Source organism: Prochlorococcus sp. MIT 1341, from assembly GCF_034092415.1.
Taxonomy (GTDB): Bacteria; Cyanobacteriota; Cyanobacteriia; order PCC-6307; family Cyanobiaceae; genus AG-363-P08.
The window spans coordinates 1,432,353-1,455,341 of record NZ_CP139304.1 but is presented as its reverse complement, the minus strand read 5'-3'; the positions used below and the strand labels follow the sequence as shown (position 1 = coordinate 1,455,341).

The window sequence follows — 22,989 nt, the reverse complement described above, 5'->3', positions numbered from 1 at the left end:
CTTTAGCGAGCGCTATGGCGTTCTACTTTCCCGACGAGACAATGCATGCCCAACTGGGCAACCTTTTAGACCGACTTGAAAACAGAGGGAGGCCTGGCCTCCATGAAACCATCTCCATTACTTGGGTTAGGTATAAATCCACTACCCCTGCACCAAATAGTGGTTATGGCGCTTCCTGGGCTAGCAAAAAACCTCTCTATCCAGCAAGTGTCGTGAAAATGATTTATGCCGTCGCTACTGAAGCATGGATTCAAAAAGACCTAATCCCAGAAAGCATTGAAATGAGAAGAGCTCTTGCTTCAATGATCAAAAATTCAAGCAATGATGCAACAGGATTCATCGTTGATCTACTTACAGGAACCACAAGTGGCCCATCACTTGCTGGAGAGGGATGGAATAACTGGAGACTTCAACGTCAACTTATTAACCAATGGGTGTCTAGTCTTGGTTGGCCAGAGCTAAAAGAAAGTAATTGTTGCCAAAAAACTTGGGAAGATAGTCCATATGGCCGGGATAGTGATTTCTATCAAGAAAACAACAGCAACCGAAATACTCTCACAACATCTGGAACAGCTCGCTTCCTAGAAGCCATTATGACCAATGGATTTCTATCACCCAATGCCTGTAAAAGGACAAGAGAACTTCTATCAAGATCGATTGATCCCCTCCAAAGACAAGATGACCTAAATAATCAAATTGATGGATTTATCGGGGCGGGATTACCTCAAGGGTCTCAACTTTGGAGTAAAGCAGGCTTAATGAGTACTGCAAGGCATGATGCTGCTTGGTTCTCAATACCCGGAGGCGATCCAACGCTATTGGTGATATTCAGCGTGGGCAGGGAGCGTTCAAAAGACACATCTCTACTTCCTGAAATCGCAAGCGAACTAATTAAGGACCAATAGCCTTCCAATGTGATAGACCATATATATGAGTTTTGAACTAATTCGATATGCCATTCAAAATCCCAAGATGCAGTAACTGCATGAACTTTTCTGGTTGCAGTCAAACAGGGGGATTCTGCAGAGTGTGGAACCTACCGCTTTTGACCAGTGAGATTAGGAAGTTTAGTTGCCAGCATCATTCTCCGAAAGGGGACTGAAAGCATCGTTTTTTATAGGAAAGGTCTCATTTCAATGAAAAAATAGTTCTAACTTAGAAAGCCAACAATCCATCGCAAACAACTGCAAAGGCTCCTGATGCAACAAAATATCTTTTATCTACTTTTGCAAAAACAAGCAGTTTTGCCTATTGGTTACTTCGCCCAATTTGATTAGAACAAGATTAGGACCCAACGAGATCGAACGTAGAAATCAAATCAGATCTCAAGGGGTGAGGGGGAGCAATGCTCCCCCTTCTTCATTTAGAAGGGCCAATACAGAGGATCTATCTAATACAGATTTGAAGCAGAGAAACACTGTCTTTCCTGCCTTGATTTCCTAAAACCAGTGCAAAGCCTCCAAGAAAGTTTGCTTTATAAACCAATCATTTCATTGCAATCTTCTAGACAGAGCAAGGCTATGCCTAAAAAAACCCAAACTAATGATTTTGGCGTTACCTAGCAATCAGCATTACGCCAGCAAACAAAACTGAGCCAACGATGAACCCTACCCCCAAAAGCACCGCCGCTATTGGCGTATTCAGATAAACGGATATGGTCGCCAACTCATTGCCTTGTTTTTCTGCCACTTGATCACCCTAAATAATCACCACTATTCAAGCACCACACCTTGGCAGAAGGTACAAATTGAGTATTCGTAAAACAATTCCTACAAAAAATTCGGCAATCCCTGACAAAACCCATGATTGGAAAAGGAAACATTTCTATGTCTAGAAATTCCTATCGCTTTTTAGTCTGAAAAAGGTCCACAGCTGTAACTCTCGTTACCTGCGACAAATCTCTCGCAGGAGTTTTCATGGTAGGTTTTGCAACTGAAATCCCTGTGGGTTTTAAAACAGTCAAGCTCTCCTCTTGAAGTGGTTTTAAATCAGCGTTAACAATCTCAACAGGAGCCGAGGCCTTGATTTCGATAGAACCGGCATTGGCCAGTAAGGAAGCCTCATTGAGTGTGTCTTGTGGCGAGAAATCAGGAGTTTGTTCTTTCTCTTTTAAGGAAATAACCTCAACCTGGGCTACGTCATTTAAAGCTATTTCCCCTTTTGACCATGAAGAGAAGTCAAGCCTTCCATGAGTAAAAGAAACTGCCAAAAAAACCAAAATTGTGGCTAACAAAATCACCGAAAAAAGAATCAAAATAATTTGGTTTATCGGGTTCCAATAAACCGATATGTCTAAAACCTCATCTCCTTGTTTTAATTCTGCTTTAGAAGGTGAACCCCACTCCAAGAAGACATCATCAGTAATCCATCCTTTATTTGCAGATCGATATGGAGACTCAGCTCTAGCAAAATCGAGAATTTCTTTAACCCTCTCTCTAACGCGTACCACTATTTTCTCCTGGAAATAGGAGCGTATTCAAGCACCCAGGGCGAACTTAGTGCTGGAATTAAAAAACTTCTTCTTTAAACGTCCAAGAAAGAACGCCCACAAGAGTTGCATTAACGTGCAATGAAAGTCAGCGCAGTAATCAGTACAGCTGAAGCAACAACCCCGATTGAAACAATACCAGCGATTTTGCCTGTATTTAGATAGACCGAAACACTCAAGAATTCATTCCTTCCTTCTCGTTTCTTCTCAGAAACCGTCCTATTTTCCTTTGCTTTAGAAGGCTGATTGGACCGTCCTGATTTCTTTAAGGCATCAGAAGTCTTCTGCTTCTGAGCGGCTGCCTTCTTGGCTTCGGCTGCTTTGCGTTCTGCTGCCTTCTTGGCTTCTACAGCCTTACGGTCCTCAGCTGCTTTGCGCTCAGCTGCCTTCTTGGCTTCGGCTGCTTTGCGTTCTGCTGCCTTCTTGGCTTCTACAGCCTTACGGTCCTCAGCCGCTTTGCGATCTGCTGCCTTACGGTCCTCAGCTGCTTTGCGTTGTGCTGCCTTACGGTCCTCAGCTGCTTTGCGTTCTGCAACCTTCTTGGCTTCGGCTGCTTTGCGTTGTGCTGCCTTACGGTCCTCAGCTGCTTTACGTTCAGCTGCCTTTTTGGCTTCCGCTGCTTTGCGTTCTGATGACTTCTTAGCTTCTAAAGCCTTACGATCTGCTGCCTTTTTGGCTTCTACAGCCTTACGGTCCTCAGCCGCTTTGCGATCTGCTGCCTTACGGTCCTCAGCTGCTTTGCGCTCAGCTGCCTTCTTGGCTTCTAAAGCCTTACGATCTGCTGCCTTTTTGGCTTCTACAGCCTTACGGTCCTCAGCCGCTTTGCGATCTGCTGCCTTACGGTCCTCAGCTGCTTTGCGATCTGCTGCCTTACGGTCCTCAGCTGCTTTGCGATCTGCTGCCTTACGGTCCTCAGCTGCTTTGCGATCTGCTGCCTTTTTGGCTTCTACAGCCTTACGGTCCTCAGCTGCTTTGCGCTCAGCTGCCTTCTTGGCTTCTAAAACCTTACGATCTGCTGCCTTTTTGGCTTCTACAGCCTTACGGTCCTCAGCTGCTTTGCGTTCTGCAACCTTCTTGGCTTCGGCTGCTTTGCGTTGTGCTGCCTTACGGTCCTCAGCTGCTTTGCGTTGTGCTGCCTTACGGTCCTCAGCTGCTTTGCGTTGTGCTGCCTTACGGTCCTCAGCTGCTTTGCGTTCTGCAACCTTCTTGGCTTCGGCTGCTTTGCGTTGTGCTGCCTTACGGTCCTCAGCTGCTTTACGTTCAGCTGCCTTTTTGGCTTCCGCTGCTTTGCGTTCTGATGACTTCTTAGCTTCTAAAGCCTTGCGATCTGCTGCTGTCATTTCCGCCACTAAGATTTGATCGAAAAATATCCATGTATTCAAGCACCCCCTAGGAACAAAAATCCCTAAACTCTCATCCTTGAAATCAATTCCAGGTATTGATCTCTATGAGTGATAAGAAAATTCATTCTCTAGGTCCAAAACATTGAAGTTTCAAAACAAAAAGCAACCAATATAGAGAATAATCTCCTATTGATTTAAAAAAAATTTACGCGAATGTATAGTCTCTACTTAGATTTGACTCATGAGTTTTTTATCAACTTTTGCATTAGACCTTATCAGTGGCCAAGCTTATGAAGCAAAAAATATAGAAGTTAATGCACTAAATGAAGAGGACATCGTCGAAGCAGAAGAACAAGCAATTTATGGATACACCAAATAATCTTCGTTAACAGCTAATTCCAGTGAGTGACTTAAACATCAGGAGTTGATACCTTCAATTTTATTGAATAGCCACAAATAAAGGATTTGTTTGAACGGAGAGGGAGGGATTCGAACCCTCGACAGGAGTTGCCTCCTGTAACTCCTTAGCAGGGAGCCGCTTTCAACCACTCAGCCACCTCTCCAGAGGTCTGCCCACCTTATCAACTGCAGGCTTACCGGGAAGAAAATAAAAGAAAATGCTTCAGATCACAATCCGAGGCAACCTGTTTTTGAACCCACAAAGCACCTCCCAAGGAATGGATCCACTTACGTCACTCCATTGCTTAGGACTAATCAACTGATCTCCATCTTGACCAAGCATAGTGACAATGGTTCCAACCTTTAAATCTGGATAATCAGTAATGTCGAGCATTAATTGATCCATAGTGATAGAGCCCACCTGGGGCAAGAACTTTCCATTCACCAAAGCTGAAATCTGACCGGAAAGGGCTCTACTAACACCATCCGCGTAGCCTATTCCCACTACAGCCAAGCGACTAGAACGTTGAGTAACAAATGTATGTCCATAGCTAACCCCTACTCCTGAAGGGACATCTCTAATAAAGGCCACACGAGCCTTCACTCCGAGCGCAGGCTTGAGGCTCAAGTCAAGCTCTAAATCCTTTATTGGGCTATGTCCATACAATGCAAGGCCTACACGGACCATGTCGTAATGCAAAGAAGGATCTCTTAAAGTTCCCGCAGAATTAGCAATATGAACACAAAATTCTTTTTTCATAGGAGGAAGCATTTCCAAAACACTTTCAAAACGTCTCTTTTGCTCAGAAGTAATTCTTTCTGACTTCCCATATCTCTCACCATCAGCCATGGAAAGATGGCTGTAAACACCTTTAAGATTCAAATTGCTGAATCTCTGAATAGTATTAACAATAGAGAAAACCTCTTTCATATCACATCCCAACCTGGTCATACCTGTATCAACCTTTAGGTGAACTTTGAACTTGCTTCCTGTCCCTTCAGCCAAATCTTGGCAAAGCATTGCCTGTTTCAAAGTGCTTAGTGTGGGCATTAATCGCCAATCAAGGCAAGCACTTAATTCTTCAGGGCTTGAAAGATTTCCAAGTAAAAGTATCGGAGCATCTATAGAAGCCTGACGCAATTGAATCCCCTCATCCAAAGTTGCTACTCCTAGATCACTAGCTCCTCCTCGTAGAGCTGCCCTAGCAACTGTTTCTGCACCATGTCCATACCCATCTGCCTTAACAACTGCCATCAACTCACAACCTTTCGAAAGCACTTGCTTGATAGCCTTTGTATTGGCTTCGACAGCAGATGGATTTACCTCTAACCAGGCTCGCTGACGCGGATCATGCATTGAAATGTGTTTTTGAATCAGCTCTTTTAAAGAAGATCACCTTAAGAGCGATCAGATTAATCATAATTTTGAAAGCCTAAGCTGAACTAATTGTCAATTACGATGCAATTACCAATCCTCTTAAAACAGGGGCTGGCATGGGCCAGGTTCTAGTTCTAAATGCTTCATATGAACCTTTGAATATCACCACTTGGCGGCGTGCCATGGTGATGATGATTAAAGGGAAAGCCGAGAGTCTTGAGCAAGATTCAAGTCGCAAGATTCGACATGACATAATGCTCCCAACAGTTATTCGTCTTAGACAATTTGTAAGAGTACCTTTTAGAGAGCTGCCCTTAACCAGGCGAAACATATTGCAAAGGGATAATCATTGTTGCCAATATTGTGGATATAGAGGGCCAAAACTTTCTATTGATCATGTAATCCCACGAAGTCGCGGGGGCGAAGACACTTGGGAGAACGTGACCACTGCCTGTCTTGGCTGCAACGTCTCAAAAGGAAGCAGAACACCCAACGAAGCCAGGATGAAACTCAATACACAGCCGAGAAGACCTCATAGCAGTCTGACTTTTGAGGCCAATCGACAAATCCACGCAGGCAGATACACCGAATGGAGAAAATACGTGATCGGATGGAATAATTGACCAATGCTTTTAACTGTCGTCTGAATGGCTTATCTCTTCCATCTGCCGACGTTGTTCTTCTGCAATACATGAGCCTATAACTTCCTCTAATTGACCTTCAAGTACAGGTTCTAAGGCAAAGTTTTTACCTAATCTGTGATCAGTAGTGCGATTATCCTTGTAATTATAAGTTCTAATTTTCTCACTACGATCACCAGTACCTACTTGAGCGAGTCGTTGAGATCTCTCACGGGCATTAGCTTCAACGATTTGTCTCTCTAACAACTTAGCTCGCAAAATTTCCATCGCACGTTCACGATTCTGCAATTGAGAACGTTCCTGAGTACAGAAAACTCTTATTCCAGTAGGTTTATGAAGGAGGTCTACCGCGGTTTCTACTTTGTTGACATTCTGACCACCTGCACCCCCAGAACGAGCAGTACTCAGTTCAATATCTTTTGGATCAATCTGAACTTCAACAGGATCAGCTTCTGGCATTACAGCAACAGTGGCTGTTGAAGTATGGACTCTTCCTTGAGACTCAGTCGCAGGGACACGTTGCACCCGATGGACTCCTGCCTCAAATTTCAACTGACTAAACACAGAATCTCCCTTTACAGAAATTATCAATTCTCTAAAGCCACCCAGGTCAGCCTCAGTAGAACTAACAGGCTTAACAATCCATCCTGTTCGCTGTCCATATCTCTCATACATTCGAGCTAAATCTCCAGCCCAAATACAAGCCTCATCCCCTCCTGCACCTGCTCTAATCTCCAACATTACACTTCGATCATCTCTAGGATCTTTAGGGAGTAAAGCTACAGTGATCCGTTGCAAAACAGATCTCTTTTTTTCTTCCAATTGATTTAACTCATCTTGTGCGAGTAACGCCATTTCCTCTTCACCTCTACTCTCCCGTAATAAATCTCTCACCTGCTGCCATTCGACTTCTAGTTGCTTAAGCAACCCATAATCCAAAACTAAAGGCTCTAATCTTGCACGTTCTCTAGCTATGCTCTGAAGCCTAGAAGGATTTGAAGCTACATCAGGGTCCGCAAGCTGACGTTCAAGACTATTGAAGCTTGCTGTGGCCGTTTCAAGCCTTGTTTTCAAGGTAGAAAGGTCCATTCCGAGAAAATACTTCTGGTGCTATTAAGCAGCAGTTATTTCTAAAAGTTAGGCAGACTCAACAGAATCAACCTTAGAATCTCCTTCTACAGTTGAATCAACCTTAGATTGATTTGACGCTGGCTTAGAAGGCGTTTTTTTCTTCTCTGAAGGATTATCAGGACTTGCCATACCATATTTCCTCATAAAGCGATCAACACGTCCTTCTGTATCAAGAATTTTCTGAGTTCCAGTAAAGAAAGGATGATTACCACTCCAAACATCAACATGTATCTCCGGTTGTGTTGACCCTGTTGTCATTACAACCTCACCGTTGCAAATAACCTTTGCTTCTGGGTACCAAGTGGGATGAATGTCTGGTTTTGGCATTGAAAAAAAGATTGTGGAAAAGTTTTACTAGAAGGGATCAGCGTTTTGAGTATTGAGGGGCTTTCCGAGCTTTCTTCAATCCATATTTTCGCCTTTCTTTAGCTCTTGGGTCTCTACTCAAATGACCTTCAGTCTTTAAAGGTTTTCTGTTATCAGCAGAAAGTTCACAGAGTGCTCTAGCAGCTCCTTGCTTAATTGCATCCGCTTGACCTGTTAAACCACCTCCATAAACATTGACGAGAATGTCATATTGTCCATTCAACCCAAGAGTTTGCAGAGGAGCATTTACAGCAGCTAAATATGCTGGATTGAAATTCAAATAATGATCACCTGGCCGTCCATTAATAACTATGGATCCTTTTCCAGGAACAAGTCGAACTCGAGCTACGGATGTTTTCCTACGCCCAGTGCCCCAATAAACGGCATTATTACTAGAAGAGCTTGAAGTCATTGTGAGGTGGTGGCTGTATCTATTGATATTGGCTGTGGCTTCTGAGCCGCATGTGGATGCTCAGAGCCACGATAAACCTTTAGTTTTCGGAACAATTGTCGGCCTAAAGCGTTATGAGGAAGCATACCCTTAATAGCTTTCTCAACAATTCTTTCTGGTAGGCGCTCTTGCAAAGCTTGAAAAGTCTCAACCTTCATGCCTCCAGGACGCCCAGAGTGGCGACGGTAGAGTTTTTGCTGAGGTTTATTACCAGTAACCCTAACCTTTTCAGCATTGACCACAACAACAAAATCACCGGTATCTAGATGCGGGGTGAAATTCGGATTTTTCTTGCCTCGCAACACTGAGGCTACTTCTGTAGCCAACCTGCCAAGAGTCTGATTCTCGGCATCTACCAAGTACCACTTGCGGTCTAAGGAATCGATTGAAGGAACTGAGGTCTTGTTCATCACGCCGGCATGCCGGTTAGATATAAACCATCGCAAGCGATGGGGCTGGACAGTTAAGACTCCAAGCCAATTTCTAGGCTTTTTAGAATCTCGAATATAAAGCTTACACTTTCGAGTGATCCAACTCAATCAAAGAATTTTGGCTAGCAAAAGATTATTGATTATTTGAACTGGAAAAAGAGTGTATTCATTGCTCATCTATTTACTTCAACTCTAGGAATATTCTTAAGGAGATGGAGGGTTTGAAGTATTTAACAAGAACTTTGGAGCGGAATCAAAGCACATGGGTTCAGAAAAAATCTTTTCTGAATATCCAACCCTGATCAGACATAAGCCTTTTGCTGGTGCGGATTCCTTAACTTCAGATCTCCTTTTCTCTTTCCAACGCTTTTCAAAAATCTTAAGAGACAATTTATGTTCTCCTACCGAAACCAATTGCCCTACCAACAACCTAACCATTCCGTATAAGAAACCTGACGCCTGTATTTCCAGTATTAGAAGATCACCATTCCTTTCTAATTGAACTTCCTGAATTGTTGTAAATGAATGAGCCCTCTGGCTACCTGCGCGTTCAAAAGCACCAAAATCATGAGTTCCCACAATGCCTTCTAAAGCCTTTCTCATAAGAGATTCATCAAGATGAATCCGATATCTATGCCAAGACCAGTTTGTTAGAAAAAGGTTAGGTCTTCGCCCATTGTAAATGGTGTATCTATATCGACGAAATTTTGCTGAATAGCAAGCATGCCAATCCTTCGGAGGTTCTACTGCTTCAATTACACGAACCGTTTGTGGCAATCTTCCATTTAATGCAGAGGCCCATCTATACGAAGGGATCTGCCTAGAACAATCAAAATGTACAACCTGACCAGAAGCGTGTACTCCTGCATCAGTCCTCCCAGAAGCAACAGTCTTGATTGGTCTGAAAGGGTCCAATGAAGCAATCGCTTCCTCCAAAGCTTGCTGAACGCTGAAAGCATCTGATTGCCGTTGCCATCCGCAAAAGTGAGTGCCTTCATACTGGATGTTTAGTGCTATCCTGCGTGGCAATTTTGAATTATCTATCTTTAAAAATTGTTTTTCAATAGAGGTTTTTTCACTTAGATAGCAAGAAGCTCAATCAATTACTTTCAATAAATTCATACCAGTTCAATAATAGACATCTGAGCATTGTCACCTCGACGAGAAACAGTACGAACAATCCGCGTGTAGCCACCCTTTCGATCACCATAACGCTCCTTAGCCTTATCAAATAAGGCATGTACTAATTGTTTGTCATAGATATAACCAATTGCTCTGCGTCTTGAAGCAAGACTTCCCTCTTTCGCTAAAGAAATCATTTTCTCAGCCTTATCCCTCAATGCTTTAGCTCTAGCTCTAGTTGTAGTTACGCGTCCCTCACGTATTAACTGAGTAGTAAGTCCCCTCAACATTGCTTTGCGTTGGTCAGCAGGGCGACCCAATTGAGGTAATCGACATTGATGGCGCATGATCCTTGTTAGTTTCTAGAAAAAATTCATGGACATTATTCAAGCAGAAGTCCTGCTCTGAGGAATTGAAATACCAATTCTCTCAAGCGCTTCGATTACCTCATCTGCTGACTTGGAACCAAAGTTTTTAATCTCAAGAAGGTCTTCATAGCTGAATCCCATAAGATCAGAGACTGAATTCACCTGAGCACGTTTGAGACAGTTATATGCACGAACAGACAGATTCAGTTCTTCTAGAGGAATCTGAGCCTCGGCTGAAGGTTCAGGTTCAACTGGTTCTTCCTCAATCATGGTAACGGTTGCTAAAGGCTGAAATAGCTCTATCAACTGGTTTGCAGCCTCAGCTATTGCATCATCTGGGCTAGTAGAACCATCAGTAACAACCTCCATCCGTAATCTCTCTCGAGTGGAGCCACCTTCAGCTACTGCAGTTTCATCAATAGTGAAGTTAACCCGTCTAACTGGCATAAACACGGCGTCGATCTGCAAAAGATCAATCGCACTGATTTCTTCGTTATGACGATCCACTGGTCTATAGCCAACACCCCTCTCAACATGAAGCTCTAGCTCAAGGCTATGTCCATCATGAACAGTTGCGATTGGTCTTTCTGCATCTACAACCTGTACTTGAGATGAAAACTGCAAATCCTTTGCTTTGACTTCAGCAGGTCCAGAAACGACTAAACGACCTATCTCTAATTCTGGGCTTCTACTATGAACCGCCAGTTGTTTGCAATTTAAAAGAATGTCCAAAACATCCTCCCTCACTCCAGGGACAGTGGCATATTCATGATTAACTCCTGAAATGCGAACTGCGGTAACCGCACTACCTTCTAGGCCACCCATCAAAACTCGTCTTAAGGAATTGCCAAGGGTGGTTGCCTGACCACGTTCTAAGGGCCCAATAAGAAAGATTCCTGTCTGAGAACGGTCATCAGAAACTTGATGATCAAGTCGATCAATCTGGTATTGGAGCACGATCTATCTAAAGCAGGTGAATAGTTGGGAGGGAAAACAACGTTGCGCTTATCAAACGCGACGTCGTTTAGGACGGCGACACCCATTGTGAGGCAATGGTGTCACATCTCTAATCAAAGTGATCTCAAGTCCGGCCACTTGCAATGCTCTAATGGCCGTTTCACGACCAGAACCTGGCCCTCTTACGAGAACCTCTATCTGTCGCATACCTTGGTCCAAAGCGCGCCTAGCAGCAGCTTCAGCAGCAGTTTGTGCTGCAAATGGAGTTCCTTTACGAGCACCTTTAAATCCACTTGCTCCTGCAGAAGACCATGAAATGACTTCGCCGGAGGTATCTGTTATGGAAACAATGGTGTTATTAAAGGTGCTTTGAATGTGCACCACTCCATTTGGAACGTTGCGCTTGGACTTTTTGGAGCCAGATTTCTTAGTTGGTGTGGCCATATTCTGGGGCCTGTTAAATACAGTGAAGTAAATGGATGTCTAGGCAAAGAAAAAGCAAAAGCGTTATTTCTTCTTGCCAGCAACAGTTTTGCGGGAGCCGCGTCTAGTACGTGCATTAGTTCTAGTTCGCTGGCCACGAACAGGAAGACTCATACGGTGGCGACGCCCCCGCACACAGCCAATATCCTGTAAACGCTTTAGGGCCATCCCCTCCTGACGGCGAAGATCCCCTTCAATGGTGAATGCCTCAGTAGCTGTTCGTAACTTCTGAACATCACCATCCTCAAGATCTTTAACCCGAACGTCGGGATTCACTCCTGTTTTCGCCAAAATAGTCTTGGCGCGAGTTAACCCAATTCCGTAGATGTAGGTCAGGGCTACTTCAACCCGCTTTTCGCGGGGTATGTCAACGCCGGCAATCCTTGCCACTTAAGAATCCATCGAGAGGAACAAAGGCCATGAACATGACCAGGGAATCAATCGTGCTCTTTAGGGTTACTAAGGAGCACAATCAAACAAGCCAGAGGGTTACCCCTGTCTCTGCTTGTGCTTTGGGTTGGTACAAATGACCATTACCCGGCCGTGGCGACGAATCACCCGGCACTTCTCGCACATTTTTTTAACCGAGGCTCGCACCTTCATTGGGTGTGGCTCTCCAATTCACCAAATAAAAATCCTACTACATTACTCATACACATTTCAAAACACTCTCAATCAACTGAGTGATCTCTTCAACGCTGCCATCAGCTTGAATGGAATGAATCAAACCCTTGGACCTGAAGTAGTCAATCAAAGGTTCGGTCTTAACTCGATAGACATCAAGTCTATTAGTTATAACTTCTTGATTATCATCATCACGCCCCCGCAAGAGCAGCCTTTCTATTAGCAAATCATCATTTAGCTCTAGAAGTACAACTGCCTCAATTAGCTGATCGATTTCAACAAGGATGCGTTCAAGTGCTTCAGCTTGGCCTACGGTTCTAGGAAAACCGTCTAATAACCACCCTGAAGAAATAGCCTTTAATTTAGTTTCTACTATTGACAGTACTAAATCATCAGTAACTAACTCCCCATTTGCCATTAATACAGCAGCTTTGTTCCCAAGATCTGTCTTTGCTACTACCTCCGCTCGAAGAAGATCTCCGGTTGATAAATGGCTTAAAGAATATTTTTCGCAAATCCTTTTTGCTTGGGTTCCTTTACCTGCACCAGGAGGACCGAGAAATAAAAGACGTTTCTTCATGAATCTAGAAGCAATTGAAATGAAAAAAACAAATTACTGACGAACAAGACCTTCATACCTCTGAGAAATGACATAAGTCTGAACTTGCTTAGCAGTATCAATAGCAACACCGACCAAAATCAATAAAGATGTTGCTCCTAATCCTTGAAAAGTCTGAACATTTGTCGCTCGTTCGACTGCTGCTGGAATAATCGCCACCGAACCAAGGAATAACCCCCCCAGGAGAGTTAAACGATTTTGAACTCCTGAAAGGTAATTACTAGTTGCACTGCCAGGCCTAACTCCAGGTATAGCAACTCCTCCACGTTTCAGATTAGTTGCTATATCAATGGGATTAACAGTTAATGAAGCATAGAAATAGGCAAACCCAAGAATTAATGCAAAGAAAACAATTGCGTAAGGCCAAGGATTAGAGGCTCCTGGGTTCAATGAACCAGCAGCACGGATTAAAAAAGGATTTTTAGTGAAATTTGCAATTGTAATTGGTAAAAATATTAATGCAGAAGCAAAGATAATTGGCATCACACCTCCAGCATTAAGCTTTAAAGGCAAGTAACTCTGCCTATTAGGAAGCATTCCACTAGCCCCAATCTGTCTTTTTGCACTAACAATTGGTAATCGTCTTGACCCTTCCTGAACAAATATAATTCCAACAATAGTTACAAGAAAAACAAATAATAAAACAACAATACCTATTACATCACCTCGATCACCAGTTTGGGCTTTCTCAATTGTAGAGCCAAGAGCCTTAGGCAAAGTTGCAACTATGTTCAAAAAAATAACCAATGATGCACCTTGTCCTATACCCTTTTCAGTAATTATTTCGCTGAGCCACATTACAATCATTGAGCCAGTTACTAAACCAAGTGCAGATTGAGCTACAAAAATCGTTTCTGATACTCCTTCAATAGCATATGGTCTAAGAATTAAAGCAAAAACAATACTTTGAATTAAGCCCCACCCTAATGCTACATACCTTGTGATCTGTGCAATCTTTCTACGTCCAGCCTCTCCCTCATTCTTTTGAAGGTCCTCTAATTGAGGCAGGGAAGCCGTTAAAAGCTGTAAAATAATTGAAGCATTAATAAACGGCAATATCCCAAGGGCAAATATTCCTAGAGTAGATATGCCTCCACCAGTAAAAATATCCAAGAAACCAATTAACTGTCCTCCTTGCTGAAGAAAACTCTGGAATTCTTGTCTATCTATCCCAGGCAATGGGATGTAAATTCCCAGTCGAATAAGCAAAAGAAGTCCTAGGGTTGTAAGGACTCTTCCGCGGAGCTCACGATTCTGAACTAATTGTGTAAGCACTTCCGCGGCACTAGGGTTGCGGCCTCGACTTACAAGCATCGATTTATAAGCATTGGGTCAGTTGATTTTTGCAGAAATGCTGCAAAAGAATAAGATCTAATAATGCCTTATTGATTCAGCTAAAAGCAAATAACTGAAAAACTCGAATCAATCGAGAATTTCGCAAGTGCCTCCAGCCGATTCTATCTTTTTACGAGCTGAAGAAGTAAAAGCAGCTGCCTGAACAGTCAACTTAACCTTTAAAGCACCATTACCAAGAACCTTAAGAGGATGCTTAGGGCTGGTAACAATCCCCTGCTTTACTAAGGAATCAAGGTTCACTGTACTTCCCTCTTTCAGATCATTTAATGCTGAAACATTCAAGACAGTAAATTGCTTGGGGTTGACTAATGTGAAATGTTTTAGCTTAGGAACCCTTCTATATAAAGGCATTTGACCACCTTCAAAGCCAGGCCTGGTAGGCCTGCCAGAACGGGACTTCTGCCCACGCATGCCAAAACCACAACTAGCGCCTTGTCCAGCTGCAATACCCCGACCTTTACGCAACTTGCGACGGCGAGCACCTGTGTTTGATTTGAGTGACTGGAGTGAGTATGTCATTGAATTCAAGAGTAAATCTGCTCAAGGGAAATGCCCCGTTCCTTTGCTGTTGCTTTGTGCGTGCGGAGGCCTTGTAAAGCAAGCATCGCAGCCCGAGCGTTATTAAGGGGAGTTTTACTGCCAAGTCTCTTAGCTAAAACGTTCTTTATTCCAGCTAATTCAAGAACAGTACGAATAGACCCTCCTGCAATTACACCCGTTCCTGGTGCAGCAGGCCGAATTAATACGCTTGCAGCACCATTGCGCCCATTCGAAAGAGTTGGGATAGAACTATGTCTTGTAAGAGGAACCTTTACAAGATGCTTCTTACCATCCGCAACACCTTTGCGAACTGCACCAATTACATCACTTGCCTTTCCAACACCTACACCTACCTGACCTCGCTCATTCCCAACAACAACAATTGCCCTAAAACTCATCTTTTTTCCACCTTTCACTGTTTTAGATACACGTCTTATTTGAACGACTCTCTCTTGCCATTCAGAATCTCGCTCTTGACCACGTCGATCTCCCCCCCTGCGCCCCTTACGCTCGCGATCGCCACCACGACCACCGCCTCCCCTACGGTTGTCTGATTGACCTTGGGCTGCAGGGGGTACATCAGAACCAGATGCAGCTGATTTTGGATTGTTTTGTTTGTTTGATTCAGTCATTTTTAAAAGCAGGGTCAGAATTCAAGGCCAGCTTGACGTGCAGCTTCAGCTAGGGCTTTTACCCTGCCGTGATAAAGATTGCCACCACGATCAAAAACAACCTGTTTAATTCCTTTTTCCAATGCTCGCTTTGCCACCAAAGAACCAACGGCATTTGATGCATCACAACTATTGCCATTGCCCTTGAGGCTGGTGCGAAGATCCTTTTCTAAGGTAGAAGCTGAACACAATGTGCTTTGAGCTTCATCATCGATAATCTGAGCATAAATATGCTGATTTGAGCGGAAGACAGCCAATCTAGGACGATCAGGGTTTCCTGTTAGATAACGACGCAGACGTTTATGTCGTTTCTGAGTCTGTTTTTTACGATTGAGAGTAGGCATGATGAATAAGTATAAGGATAGTTAAGCAGACAGTTATTTCTTCCCTGACTTACCAGCTTTGCGCATAATGCGCTCTCCCTGATACTTAATGCCCTTACCCTTGTAAGGTTCAGGTGGACGAATAGCTCGGATCTTAGCCGCCTCATTGCCAACTAATTCTTTATCAGGACCAGTGACAATTACATTTGTGTTGTTCTCAACCTTAAAAGTTATCCCTTCAGGAGGAATAACTTCAACTGGGTGACTATAACCAGCATTGACTACCAAAGTTTTACCTTTGACTTGTGCGCGTGATCCAACACCGACAATCTCCAATCTCCGAGTAAAGCCCTTACTTACCCCCTCAACCATATTTGCGACTAATGAACGGCATAAGCCATGTCGCTCGCGAGACTTACGCTTTTGATTGTCAGGCGTGACCACAATAGTGTTTTCAACCTGACTGATACTCACTCCCTCTGGAAGAGTGCGACTCAATTCGCCCTTGGGTCCCTTAACAGTTACTGATAGGCCTTGCAGGCTAACAGCGACCTTTTCTGGGAGTGGGATGGGTGATTTACCAATTCGAGACATGATTTAAAGCTCCTATTCAATACACGTAGCAGAGAACTTCTCCACCAACTCCTTGTTTTCGGGCATCACGATCACTCATGACACCTTTCGAAGTTGAGATAATCGCAACCCCAAGTCCTCCAAGAACCTTAGGCAAACCTCTAGTGTTTTTATAAATTCTCAACCCTGGCTTACTAACCCGCTGCATTGAACGAATAGTTGGCTGGCGATGCTTGCCGCTGTACTTCAATTCAAGTACAAGTTGGGTACGAATACCCTCACCCTCCTCGCTTATCTCAGCAATAAAACCTTCCTGATAAAGCACCTTGGCAATGCTCCGAGACATTCGAGAAGCTGGGATACGTGTTGTCTGATGTCGCTTTTCACTTGCATTTCGAATGCGAGTGAGCATATCTGAGATTGGATCGTGATTAGCCATAGTCGTAGTGGATGGAGGGCTCAGTTACTGCGGAAAGGCATTCCCATCTCGCTAAGGAGGGCCCTGCCCTCCTCATCTGTTCGGGCACTGGTGACAATGGTGATGTCCATACCCCTGATGGAGTCAATTTTGTCAAAAGAGATCTCTGGAAAGATAATTTGCTCCCTTACTCCAAGGGTGTAGTTACCACGTCCATCAAAACTCTTTGGACTCACACCTCTGAAATCCCTAATTCTTGGGAGAGCAAGATTAATCAATCTTTCAAGGAATGCGTACATACGTTCACCTCTAAGAGTTACCGCACATCCAATGGGCATTCCCTGGCGGATCTTAAATCCTGCAATTGCTTTCTTAGCTCTTGTCACAACTACTTTCTGCCCAGTAATAGTTGCCAACTCAGAAATGGAAGCCTCCAAGGACTTCGAATTTTGCGCAGCTTCACCTAGGCCCCTATTTACAGTGACCTTAACTACCTTGGGAACCTGATGAATATTGGAGAGACTAAGGTCTTTCAGCAGTTTGGGCTGAATTTTCTCTCGATAGCGTTTTTTGAGTGACATAACTAAAAAAGGGTTGCTTCTGGTCGGGGTCAGAAGACCTATAAAAAGTTGTAAAGCTGAAAGTTAGTAAGAAATGAAATTGGAGGCCAAAGAGGAAGTTTTAGGGGTTAGTCAATAACTTCACCTGTCTTTTTAAGACGGCGTTTCTTAGAGCCGTCTTTCTCTAAAAACAACTCCACACGACTAGCGACTTTTTTGTCTGTGGAATAAAGCATCACATTTGAAGCATGCACTGATGCTTCTTCAGTGACTATTCGCCCCCCTTCTCCTTCTTGAGTGGGCTTGATGTGCCTTGTACGAAGGTTTACGCCTTGCACAATTACCCTATTAGTTATAGGCAATGTACGTATAACTTCTCCAGTCTTACCTTTGTCTTTCCCTGCAATCACTTGGACAGTGTCGCCTTTTCTTATACGCATCTTTATGCGCTGAGTGGGTCTTGCTTTTTTGGTTGCAGTAGGCATCTCAAATAACCTCCGGTGCTAAAGAGACAATTTTGGTGAAATTACGTTCGCGCAGCTCACGAGCTACAGGGCCAAAAACCCTTGTCCCTCTAGGGTTCTTATCTTCATTAATTAGAACTGCAGCATTGTCATCAAATCGAATTGAGTTACCAGTTTCCCTTCGCATCGTTGCCTTTGTACGTACCACTACTGCCTTTACGACATCTGACTTCTTTACTCCCATATTTGGCATAGCGTCTTTAACCGCAGCAACGATTACATCCCCAACATGGGCATATCGACGATTTGATCCCAATACGCGGATGCACTGGATACGCTTTGCTCCACTATTGTCAGCAACAGTAAGAAAGCTTTCTTGTTGAATCATTGATATGCCTCCTGAGATTTCGGACTATGGCTTAAGACTTCTGCTATAGCCCAACGTTTTGATGCACTAATTGGTCGAGTCTCAGTGATCCTGACTCGATCACCAACACGACATTTATTCGTTTCATCGTGTGCCTTGTAACGGGTCGTGCGACTCACGATCTTTCTATAGATCGGATGAGGAAAGCGGTTTTGAACCGCCACAACGACTGTCTTGTCCATCTTGTCACTGACGACAGTTCCTAATCTTTCCTTAAGTGCCATGGTTTTTAGATAAGTATCAAGAGGAAGCTTGGGAGCGATTCCGCTCCTTCTGAACCGTTAGAAGCTGAGCCAGTTTAATTCGAGCTTCTTTAAAACGATGCGCATTAGGCAACTGCCTAGTAGCTTGCTGAAACCTCAAATCAAACAATTCTCGACGAATAGTATCGATCTTTTCTGTGATATCAGCATCAGAAAGATTGCGAACATCTGCAGCATTAGGTCGGGCCATAATCAAGACTCCACTTTGACGGCTTTTTCACCGGATGGGACAACCCCTCCAGCAAACTCAGTTTGGTTCTCCAAGCTGAGGAATTTTGTTTTCACTGGAAGTTTGTACTGAGCAAGACGCATAGCTTCCTTAGCAATGTCTTCAGTAATTTCTTCACCACCCATCTCGAACAAAATTCGTCCAGGTTTAACGACAGCAACCCAAAATTCAGGATTGCCTTTACCAGAACCCATTCTCGTTTCAGCAGGACGCATAGTTACAGGCTTGTCAGGAAAAATACGAATCCAAATTTTTCCCCCTCGTTTTACATAACGAGTCATTGCTCTTCTACTAGCCTCAATCTGGCGGGAAGTTACCCAACCACATTCTTGAGCTTGAAGAGCAAATTGTCCGAAAGCAATAGTGTTGCCTCGGGTGGCGACACCGCGCATGCGGCCTCTCTGTTGTTTTCTGAATTTGACGCGTTTTGGGCTAAGCATAATTAAACCTCTGAATCACCCTTCGTTAGAGCGGTCTTCAAACTGTTGGGGCCTCCTGTTACCCCGACGCCGCGGAGTCGTCCCCACTGGCAACTGTTTTTCTTCATTAGGTAAAACCTCTCCCTTAAAAACCCAAACCTTGATTCCCAGGACCCCGTAAGTAGTACTGGCAACTTTGGTGGCATAGTCAATCTCGGCACGAAGTGTATGAAGCGGAACGCGCCCTTCGCGAGTCCACTCAGTACGGGCTATTTCGGCACCATTCAATCTGCCACCAACCTGGATCTTTAGACCTAAAACACCTGCTCTCTGTGCTCTCTGAACAGCCATGCGAATGGTTCTGCGGAAAGCCACTCTTTTTTCCAACTGCTGAGCAATATATTCAGCCAAAAGAAAGGCGTCAGCATCAACTCTCTCAACCTCTACTACGTTGATTCGAACCTGACGACTTCTATCACCAATTGTCTTTTGAATGCCTGTTCTCAATTCTTCGATACCACTTCCTTGACGTCCAACAAGTACACCTGGCCGAGCAGTCTTTAATTCAACTTCTAACTGATCTGCTTTACGAGCAATTAAAACGTCACTTATACCTGCAGCGCCATACTTCTTATGGATAAAAAGGCGAATCCGATCATCCTCCTGAAGGAGTATCGGATATGTCTTAGCTGGTGCATACCAACGAGAACGATGTTCCTGGGTAATTCCCAGTCGCAAACCAGTTGGATGGATTTTGTGTCCCATCAGTTTAATGAAATAGGGTTTCAGGAATCGGCAGGAAGCGCCACACCAATATTGATGTGACAAGTCTGCTTTTTAATGGCAAATGCGCGCCCTTGAGCGCGGGGCCTGTAACGCTTCATGGGAGGGCCCATATCAGCTGAAGCCTGAGTTATGACAAGCTTTGCTGGATCTAAGCCCAAATTATTCTCCGCATTTGCAACTGCAGATCTCAAAACCTTTGTGATAGGTCCGGTAGAGCGGTAAGGCATGAACTCAAGCATGATCAAGGCGTCACGGTATGTACGTCCGCGAATTTGATCGAGGACACGACGAACTTTTGAAACGGAACCTCTTAGGAAACGTCCATGAGCCTTGGCTACTGAAGAGGTTGTAGTTGTGCTGGTCATGATATTAACGGCCTCCCTTTTTATCTTTTATGTGACCTTTAAAGGTTCTGGTAGGTGCAAATTCACCCAACTTGTGCCCAACCATTTGCTCTGTCACAAAAACTGGGATATGAGTGCGGCCATTGTGAACTGCAATAGTGTGACCAATCATCATAGGGAGAATAGTCGAGGCTCTAGACCAAGTTTTGATAACCGACTTGTCATCATCTGCATTTTGCTTTTCAATCTTGCGAAGCAAGCTGTCAGAAATAAAAGGGCCTTTTTTGAGTGAACGTCCCATGGGGTATTAAATAAAAAAAGTTGGAGTAAATGGAATCATGAGTCTCGACCACCTCGACTCCGTTTTGACATACGACGTCGCTTCCTAAGAACAAGCCGATTACTAGGCTTATTCTTCTTCCTGGTTTTTAAGCCTAAAGCCGCTTTGCCCCATGGAGTAACAGGGCCAGCACGACCAATTGGTGCACGACCCTCGCCACCTCCATGTGGATGGTCACAAGGATTCATGACACTACCTCGTACTTGAGGACGCCTACCTAGCCACCTTCGTCGTCCAGCCTTACCTAGACTAGTGTTGCGAATTTCTGAATTACCTACTTCGCCAAGAGTTGCATAACACTCTTTACGAACCAATCTGACTTCAGTTGAAGGAAGCTTAAGAGCTACATAATCTCCTTCCTTAGCCATAACCTGAGCACTTGCTCCTGCAGTCCGTGCTAACTGGCCGCCGCGCCCAGGATAAAGCTCAACATTGTGAACGCTTGAGCCTAAAGGGATATCTGAGAGTGGCAAAGCATTCCCTGTTTCAAGCGGAGAACCTGATCCGGAAGAAACTACTTGACCTATAGAGATGCCAGCAGGGGCAAGTATGTAGCGCTTTTCTCCATCTACGTAGTAAAGCAAAGCTAGTCTGGCATTCCTATGAGGGTCATAGTGAATGGCCGCTACCTTTGCTGAGACCCCATGCTTATTTCTTCGGAAATCTACTAGTCGATATAACCTCTTGTGTCCTCCACCTCGATGGCGACAAGTAATAACTCCCCTGTTATTTCTACCCTTTCGGCGGTGTTTTGAAACAACAAGGGATCTTTCAGGTTTACGCCCTGTTACCTCAGAAAAATCAGTAACAACTCTGGTACGAGTTCCTGGTGTATATGGTCGAAAAGAACGAATTGCCATTTGTTTTACCTCAGGACTCAGGGAAAAGTTGTATTGAGTTGCCCTCAGCAAGCCTTACTACAGCTTTCTTTACCTGAGAACGTTTCCCAGCAAAGCGTCCCATTCGCCGACTACGGCGTGGAGGGTTCATAGTGCTGATACCAACAACACGAACCTCAAAAAGCTGCTCAACTGCGGCTTTGATGTCTGGCTTTGCAGCGCGATGATCAACCTCAAAGGTGTACTGATTCAGCTCCAAAGCATTAGTTGCCTTTTCAGTAATTAAAGGTCGACGAATTACGTCTGCCAAACGATTCTTAAAGCGTTCAGTCATTGCCATACACCTCCTTAATAGTTGCGAGTGCCTGCTCACCTAGGACCAAGGAATTGGCATGAAGCAAGTCGAAGACATTTAATTGATCTGCCGCTATCAACTTAACCTTTGCGAGGTTTCGGATTGATCGTGAAATCACATCCGAAGGGTTTGAAAGAATTATTAGAACTTTTGAATCTTGGGTAATCCCAAGTCTGGTTAAGGCTTTTGTTATTTCACTTGTTTTTGGTGACTTAATGCTCTTTCCAAAGTCCTTAACAACTACAGCATCCGACATTCGTGCCATAAGAGCTGTACGAAGTGCTAAGCGACGTTCCTTTCTATTCATAGCCAAACCATAACTACGGGGCTTGGGACCAAAGATTATCCCCCCACCAGGCCTCAAGGGCGTTCGAATCGATCCTTGACGTGCGCGTCCAGTACCTTTTTGCTTGTAAGGCTTACGACCTCCACCTCTTACTTCAGCTCTTGTAAGAGTACTAGCTGTTCCTTGACGTAAATGAGCTCTTTGTCGCAAAACTGCTCTATGCATTAAATCAATAGCAGTTGTCTCCTTAGCAACCTTTAATTGAATACTTGCTTTCCCAGCTTCCTTACCTTGCCAATCAAGAACAGTACATTCCATGATTACTTACCTCCCTGAGCGATCAAAGCCCCAACCCGCTTAGCAGGCCGAATATTCAATAAAGAACCAGGCTTTCCGGGGACAGAACCTTTAACTACTAGGAGATTTCGCTGATTATCAACCTGAATAATTGTTAGTCCTCTTGTTGTTATTTGCTTCCCCCCATATCTTCCAGCCATCCGTTTGCCGGGATAAATGCGACCTGGTGTAGTTCCAGCACCGGTTGAACCAGGTTGTCTATGGTTCTTCGAACCATGCGTCATTGGGCCCCGACTAAAGCCATGACGTTTTTGATATCCAGCAAAACCTCTGCCCATTGTTTCACCACTGACGTCTACCTTCTGTCCTGCTTCAAAACCATCGACAGTGATGGGTGAACCAAGTTGGAAATCTCCAACATTATGAACTCGGAATTCAGCTAAATGCCTAAGGAGTGGCTGCCCCGATTTTGCTAAATGACCCTTAGAAGGCTTATTAAGTAATTTCTCACGAACATCACCAAAACCTATCTGAACTGAAGAGTATCCATCAGTTTCAGAGGTCTTTAATTGAGTAATTCTGCAAGGCCCTGCTTCGATCAAGGTGACCGGAACAGCTCTGCCTTTTTCGTCAAAGAACTGGGACATTCCCAATTTCTTCCCGAGGATGCCTATAGACATTGGAGATAAAAACGCCAG

The 22,989-nt window shown here is 44.1% G+C and carries 36 protein-coding genes and 1 tRNA gene; 3 read left to right on the top strand and 34 right to left on the bottom strand.

Translation table 11 applies throughout. The features are described 5' to 3' along the window. Positions 1-14: 14 nt before the first annotated feature. Positions 15-905, top strand: coding sequence for a serine hydrolase (locus SOI84_RS07400; protein ID WP_320675418.1), 891 nt, complete (start codon positions 15-17; stop codon positions 903-905). A 935-nt stretch (positions 906-1,840) separates the two neighbouring features. Here the strand turns inward: SOI84_RS07400 and SOI84_RS07395 are convergent. After that, complete coding sequence (locus SOI84_RS07395) at positions 1,841-2,449, bottom strand: hypothetical protein (protein ID WP_320673904.1); 609 nt, start codon at positions 2,447-2,449, stop codon at positions 1,841-1,843. A 110-nt stretch (positions 2,450-2,559) separates the two neighbouring features. After that, positions 2,560-3,837, bottom strand: coding sequence for a hypothetical protein (locus SOI84_RS07390; RefSeq protein ID WP_320673903.1), 1,278 nt, complete (start codon positions 3,835-3,837; stop codon positions 2,560-2,562). Between the two features lie 235 nt (positions 3,838-4,072). On the opposite strand from SOI84_RS07390, the gene SOI84_RS07385 reads away from it, so the two are divergent. Next, positions 4,073-4,210 (top strand): hypothetical protein, encoded by a 138-nt coding sequence (locus SOI84_RS07385; RefSeq protein ID WP_320673902.1) that lies wholly within the window; start codon positions 4,073-4,075, stop codon positions 4,208-4,210. 95 nt (positions 4,211-4,305) lie between these two features. Here SOI84_RS07385 and SOI84_RS07380 read toward each other — a convergent pair. Together SOI84_RS07380 and alr are read right to left on the bottom strand one after the other, a co-directional pair. Beyond that, positions 4,306-4,394 (bottom strand) — tRNA-Ser (locus tag SOI84_RS07380). A gap of 59 nt (positions 4,395-4,453) precedes the next feature. Continuing rightward, positions 4,454-5,587 (bottom strand): alanine racemase, encoded by a 1,134-nt coding sequence (alr, locus tag SOI84_RS07375; protein WP_320673901.1) that lies wholly within the window; start codon positions 5,585-5,587, stop codon positions 4,454-4,456. Between the two features lie 137 nt (positions 5,588-5,724). On the opposite strand from alr, the gene SOI84_RS07370 reads away from it, so the two are divergent. Beyond that, positions 5,725-6,231: an HNH endonuclease gene (locus SOI84_RS07370; RefSeq protein WP_320673900.1), complete on the top strand. Its 507-nt coding sequence runs from the start codon at positions 5,725-5,727 to the stop codon at positions 6,229-6,231. Positions 6,232-6,240: 9 nt separating this feature from the next. Here the strand turns inward: SOI84_RS07370 and prfA are convergent, their stop codons facing one another. The 30 genes from prfA to rplC all read right to left on the bottom strand — a co-directional run bounded on the left by prfA (position 6,241) and on the right by rplC (position 22,971). Further along, positions 6,241-7,338, bottom strand: a complete 1,098-nt coding sequence (gene prfA / locus SOI84_RS07365; RefSeq protein WP_320673899.1) for a peptide chain release factor 1 — start codon at positions 7,336-7,338, stop codon at positions 6,241-6,243. A gap of 48 nt (positions 7,339-7,386) precedes the next feature. Beyond that, positions 7,387-7,707 (bottom strand): 50S ribosomal protein L31, encoded by a 321-nt coding sequence (gene rpmE / locus SOI84_RS07360; protein WP_320673898.1) that lies wholly within the window; start codon positions 7,705-7,707, stop codon positions 7,387-7,389. A 37-nt stretch (positions 7,708-7,744) separates the two neighbouring features. Then, entirely contained in the window at positions 7,745-8,158 is a 414-nt protein-coding gene (gene rpsI, locus SOI84_RS07355; RefSeq protein WP_320673897.1) for a 30S ribosomal protein S9, read from the bottom strand. Further along, positions 8,155-8,607, bottom strand: coding sequence for a 50S ribosomal protein L13 (rplM, locus tag SOI84_RS07350; RefSeq protein ID WP_320673896.1), 453 nt, complete (start codon positions 8,605-8,607; stop codon positions 8,155-8,157). The genes rpsI and rplM overlap by 4 nt, the downstream gene beginning before the upstream one ends. A 225-nt stretch (positions 8,608-8,832) precedes the next feature. Continuing rightward, a complete protein-coding gene (gene truA, locus SOI84_RS07345; protein ID WP_320675417.1) occupies positions 8,833-9,693 on the bottom strand; it encodes a tRNA pseudouridine(38-40) synthase TruA in 861 nt (286 codons plus the stop codon). Between the two features lie 53 nt (positions 9,694-9,746). Beyond that, on the bottom strand, positions 9,747-10,097 hold the full coding sequence (gene rplQ, locus SOI84_RS07340; RefSeq protein ID WP_320673895.1) for a 50S ribosomal protein L17: 351 nt from the start codon (positions 10,095-10,097) through the stop codon (positions 9,747-9,749). A gap of 39 nt (positions 10,098-10,136) precedes the next feature. Next, complete coding sequence (locus SOI84_RS07335; RefSeq protein ID WP_320673894.1) at positions 10,137-11,075, bottom strand: DNA-directed RNA polymerase subunit alpha; 939 nt, start codon at positions 11,073-11,075, stop codon at positions 10,137-10,139. A gap of 51 nt (positions 11,076-11,126) precedes the next feature. Further along, positions 11,127-11,519 carry a 30S ribosomal protein S11 gene (rpsK, locus tag SOI84_RS07330; RefSeq protein WP_320673893.1) on the bottom strand — a complete coding sequence of 131 codons (393 nt, stop codon included), beginning with the start codon at positions 11,517-11,519 and terminating at the stop codon, positions 11,127-11,129. Between the two features lie 63 nt (positions 11,520-11,582). Continuing rightward, positions 11,583-11,948, bottom strand: a complete 366-nt coding sequence (gene rpsM, locus SOI84_RS07325) for a 30S ribosomal protein S13 (RefSeq protein WP_320673892.1) — start codon at positions 11,946-11,948, stop codon at positions 11,583-11,585. A gap of 99 nt (positions 11,949-12,047) precedes the next feature. Continuing rightward, positions 12,048-12,161 carry a 50S ribosomal protein L36 gene (gene rpmJ / locus SOI84_RS07320; protein WP_007100636.1) on the bottom strand — a complete coding sequence of 38 codons (114 nt, stop codon included), beginning with the start codon at positions 12,159-12,161 and terminating at the stop codon, positions 12,048-12,050. Between the two features lie 46 nt (positions 12,162-12,207). Then, positions 12,208-12,762 carry an adenylate kinase gene (locus SOI84_RS07315; RefSeq protein WP_320673891.1) on the bottom strand — a complete coding sequence of 185 codons (555 nt, stop codon included), beginning with the start codon at positions 12,760-12,762 and terminating at the stop codon, positions 12,208-12,210. A 33-nt stretch (positions 12,763-12,795) separates the two neighbouring features. Continuing rightward, positions 12,796-14,115, bottom strand: coding sequence for a preprotein translocase subunit SecY (secY, locus tag SOI84_RS07310; protein ID WP_320673890.1), 1,320 nt, complete (start codon positions 14,113-14,115; stop codon positions 12,796-12,798). 108 nt (positions 14,116-14,223) lie between these two features. Then, complete coding sequence (rplO, locus tag SOI84_RS07305; RefSeq protein WP_320673889.1) at positions 14,224-14,676, bottom strand: 50S ribosomal protein L15; 453 nt, start codon at positions 14,674-14,676, stop codon at positions 14,224-14,226. 5 nt (positions 14,677-14,681) lie between these two features. Continuing rightward, positions 14,682-15,329: a 30S ribosomal protein S5 gene (rpsE, locus tag SOI84_RS07300; RefSeq protein ID WP_320673888.1), complete on the bottom strand. Its 648-nt coding sequence runs from the start codon at positions 15,327-15,329 to the stop codon at positions 14,682-14,684. Positions 15,330-15,343: 14 nt separating this feature from the next. Then, positions 15,344-15,712: a 50S ribosomal protein L18 gene (gene rplR / locus SOI84_RS07295; RefSeq protein WP_320673887.1), complete on the bottom strand. Its 369-nt coding sequence runs from the start codon at positions 15,710-15,712 to the stop codon at positions 15,344-15,346. A 33-nt stretch (positions 15,713-15,745) separates the two neighbouring features. Then, the gene (gene rplF / locus SOI84_RS07290) at positions 15,746-16,285 is read right to left on the bottom strand and encodes a 50S ribosomal protein L6 (protein WP_320673886.1); all 540 of its coding nucleotides are present in this window, start codon (positions 16,283-16,285) and stop codon (positions 15,746-15,748) included. Positions 16,286-16,301: 16 nt separating this feature from the next. Then, entirely contained in the window at positions 16,302-16,703 is a 402-nt protein-coding gene (gene rpsH, locus SOI84_RS07285) for a 30S ribosomal protein S8 (protein WP_320673885.1), read from the bottom strand. A 20-nt stretch (positions 16,704-16,723) separates the two neighbouring features. After that, positions 16,724-17,263, bottom strand: coding sequence for a 50S ribosomal protein L5 (gene rplE / locus SOI84_RS07280; protein WP_320673884.1), 540 nt, complete (start codon positions 17,261-17,263; stop codon positions 16,724-16,726). Positions 17,264-17,370: 107 nt separating this feature from the next. Then, positions 17,371-17,727 carry a 50S ribosomal protein L24 gene (gene rplX, locus SOI84_RS07275; RefSeq protein ID WP_320673883.1) on the bottom strand — a complete coding sequence of 119 codons (357 nt, stop codon included), beginning with the start codon at positions 17,725-17,727 and terminating at the stop codon, positions 17,371-17,373. A gap of 1 nt (position 17,728) precedes the next feature. Further along, the gene (gene rplN, locus SOI84_RS07270; RefSeq protein WP_320673882.1) at positions 17,729-18,094 is read right to left on the bottom strand and encodes a 50S ribosomal protein L14; all 366 of its coding nucleotides are present in this window, start codon (positions 18,092-18,094) and stop codon (positions 17,729-17,731) included. Continuing rightward, on the bottom strand, positions 18,091-18,357 hold the full coding sequence (gene rpsQ, locus SOI84_RS07265) for a 30S ribosomal protein S17 (RefSeq protein ID WP_320673881.1): 267 nt from the start codon (positions 18,355-18,357) through the stop codon (positions 18,091-18,093). The genes rplN and rpsQ overlap by 4 nt, the downstream gene beginning before the upstream one ends. 16 nt (positions 18,358-18,373) lie before the next feature. Beyond that, complete coding sequence (gene rpmC, locus SOI84_RS07260) at positions 18,374-18,586, bottom strand: 50S ribosomal protein L29 (protein ID WP_320673880.1); 213 nt, start codon at positions 18,584-18,586, stop codon at positions 18,374-18,376. A 2-nt stretch (positions 18,587-18,588) separates the two neighbouring features. Then, the gene (rplP, locus tag SOI84_RS07255; protein ID WP_320673879.1) at positions 18,589-19,065 is read right to left on the bottom strand and encodes a 50S ribosomal protein L16; all 477 of its coding nucleotides are present in this window, start codon (positions 19,063-19,065) and stop codon (positions 18,589-18,591) included. Positions 19,066-19,080: 15 nt separating this feature from the next. Further along, entirely contained in the window at positions 19,081-19,809 is a 729-nt protein-coding gene (gene rpsC, locus SOI84_RS07250) for a 30S ribosomal protein S3 (RefSeq protein ID WP_320673878.1), read from the bottom strand. A gap of 20 nt (positions 19,810-19,829) precedes the next feature. Continuing rightward, entirely contained in the window at positions 19,830-20,195 is a 366-nt protein-coding gene (gene rplV / locus SOI84_RS07245; protein WP_320673877.1) for a 50S ribosomal protein L22, read from the bottom strand. A 4-nt stretch (positions 20,196-20,199) separates the two neighbouring features. Further along, the gene (gene rpsS, locus SOI84_RS07240; protein ID WP_320673876.1) at positions 20,200-20,475 is read right to left on the bottom strand and encodes a 30S ribosomal protein S19; all 276 of its coding nucleotides are present in this window, start codon (positions 20,473-20,475) and stop codon (positions 20,200-20,202) included. Between the two features lie 35 nt (positions 20,476-20,510). Beyond that, on the bottom strand, positions 20,511-21,374 hold the full coding sequence (gene rplB, locus SOI84_RS07235; RefSeq protein ID WP_320673875.1) for a 50S ribosomal protein L2: 864 nt from the start codon (positions 21,372-21,374) through the stop codon (positions 20,511-20,513). A 10-nt stretch (positions 21,375-21,384) separates the two neighbouring features. After that, positions 21,385-21,687, bottom strand: coding sequence for a 50S ribosomal protein L23 (locus tag SOI84_RS07230; protein ID WP_320673874.1), 303 nt, complete (start codon positions 21,685-21,687; stop codon positions 21,385-21,387). After that, the gene (rplD, locus tag SOI84_RS07225; RefSeq protein WP_320675414.1) at positions 21,680-22,315 is read right to left on the bottom strand and encodes a 50S ribosomal protein L4; all 636 of its coding nucleotides are present in this window, start codon (positions 22,313-22,315) and stop codon (positions 21,680-21,682) included. The genes SOI84_RS07230 and rplD overlap by 8 nt, the downstream gene beginning before the upstream one ends. After that, positions 22,315-22,971 (bottom strand): 50S ribosomal protein L3, encoded by a 657-nt coding sequence (gene rplC, locus SOI84_RS07220; RefSeq protein WP_320673873.1) that lies wholly within the window; start codon positions 22,969-22,971, stop codon positions 22,315-22,317. Before rplC ends, rplD begins: the two co-directional genes overlap by 1 nt. Between the last annotated feature and the right edge of the window lie 18 nt (positions 22,972-22,989).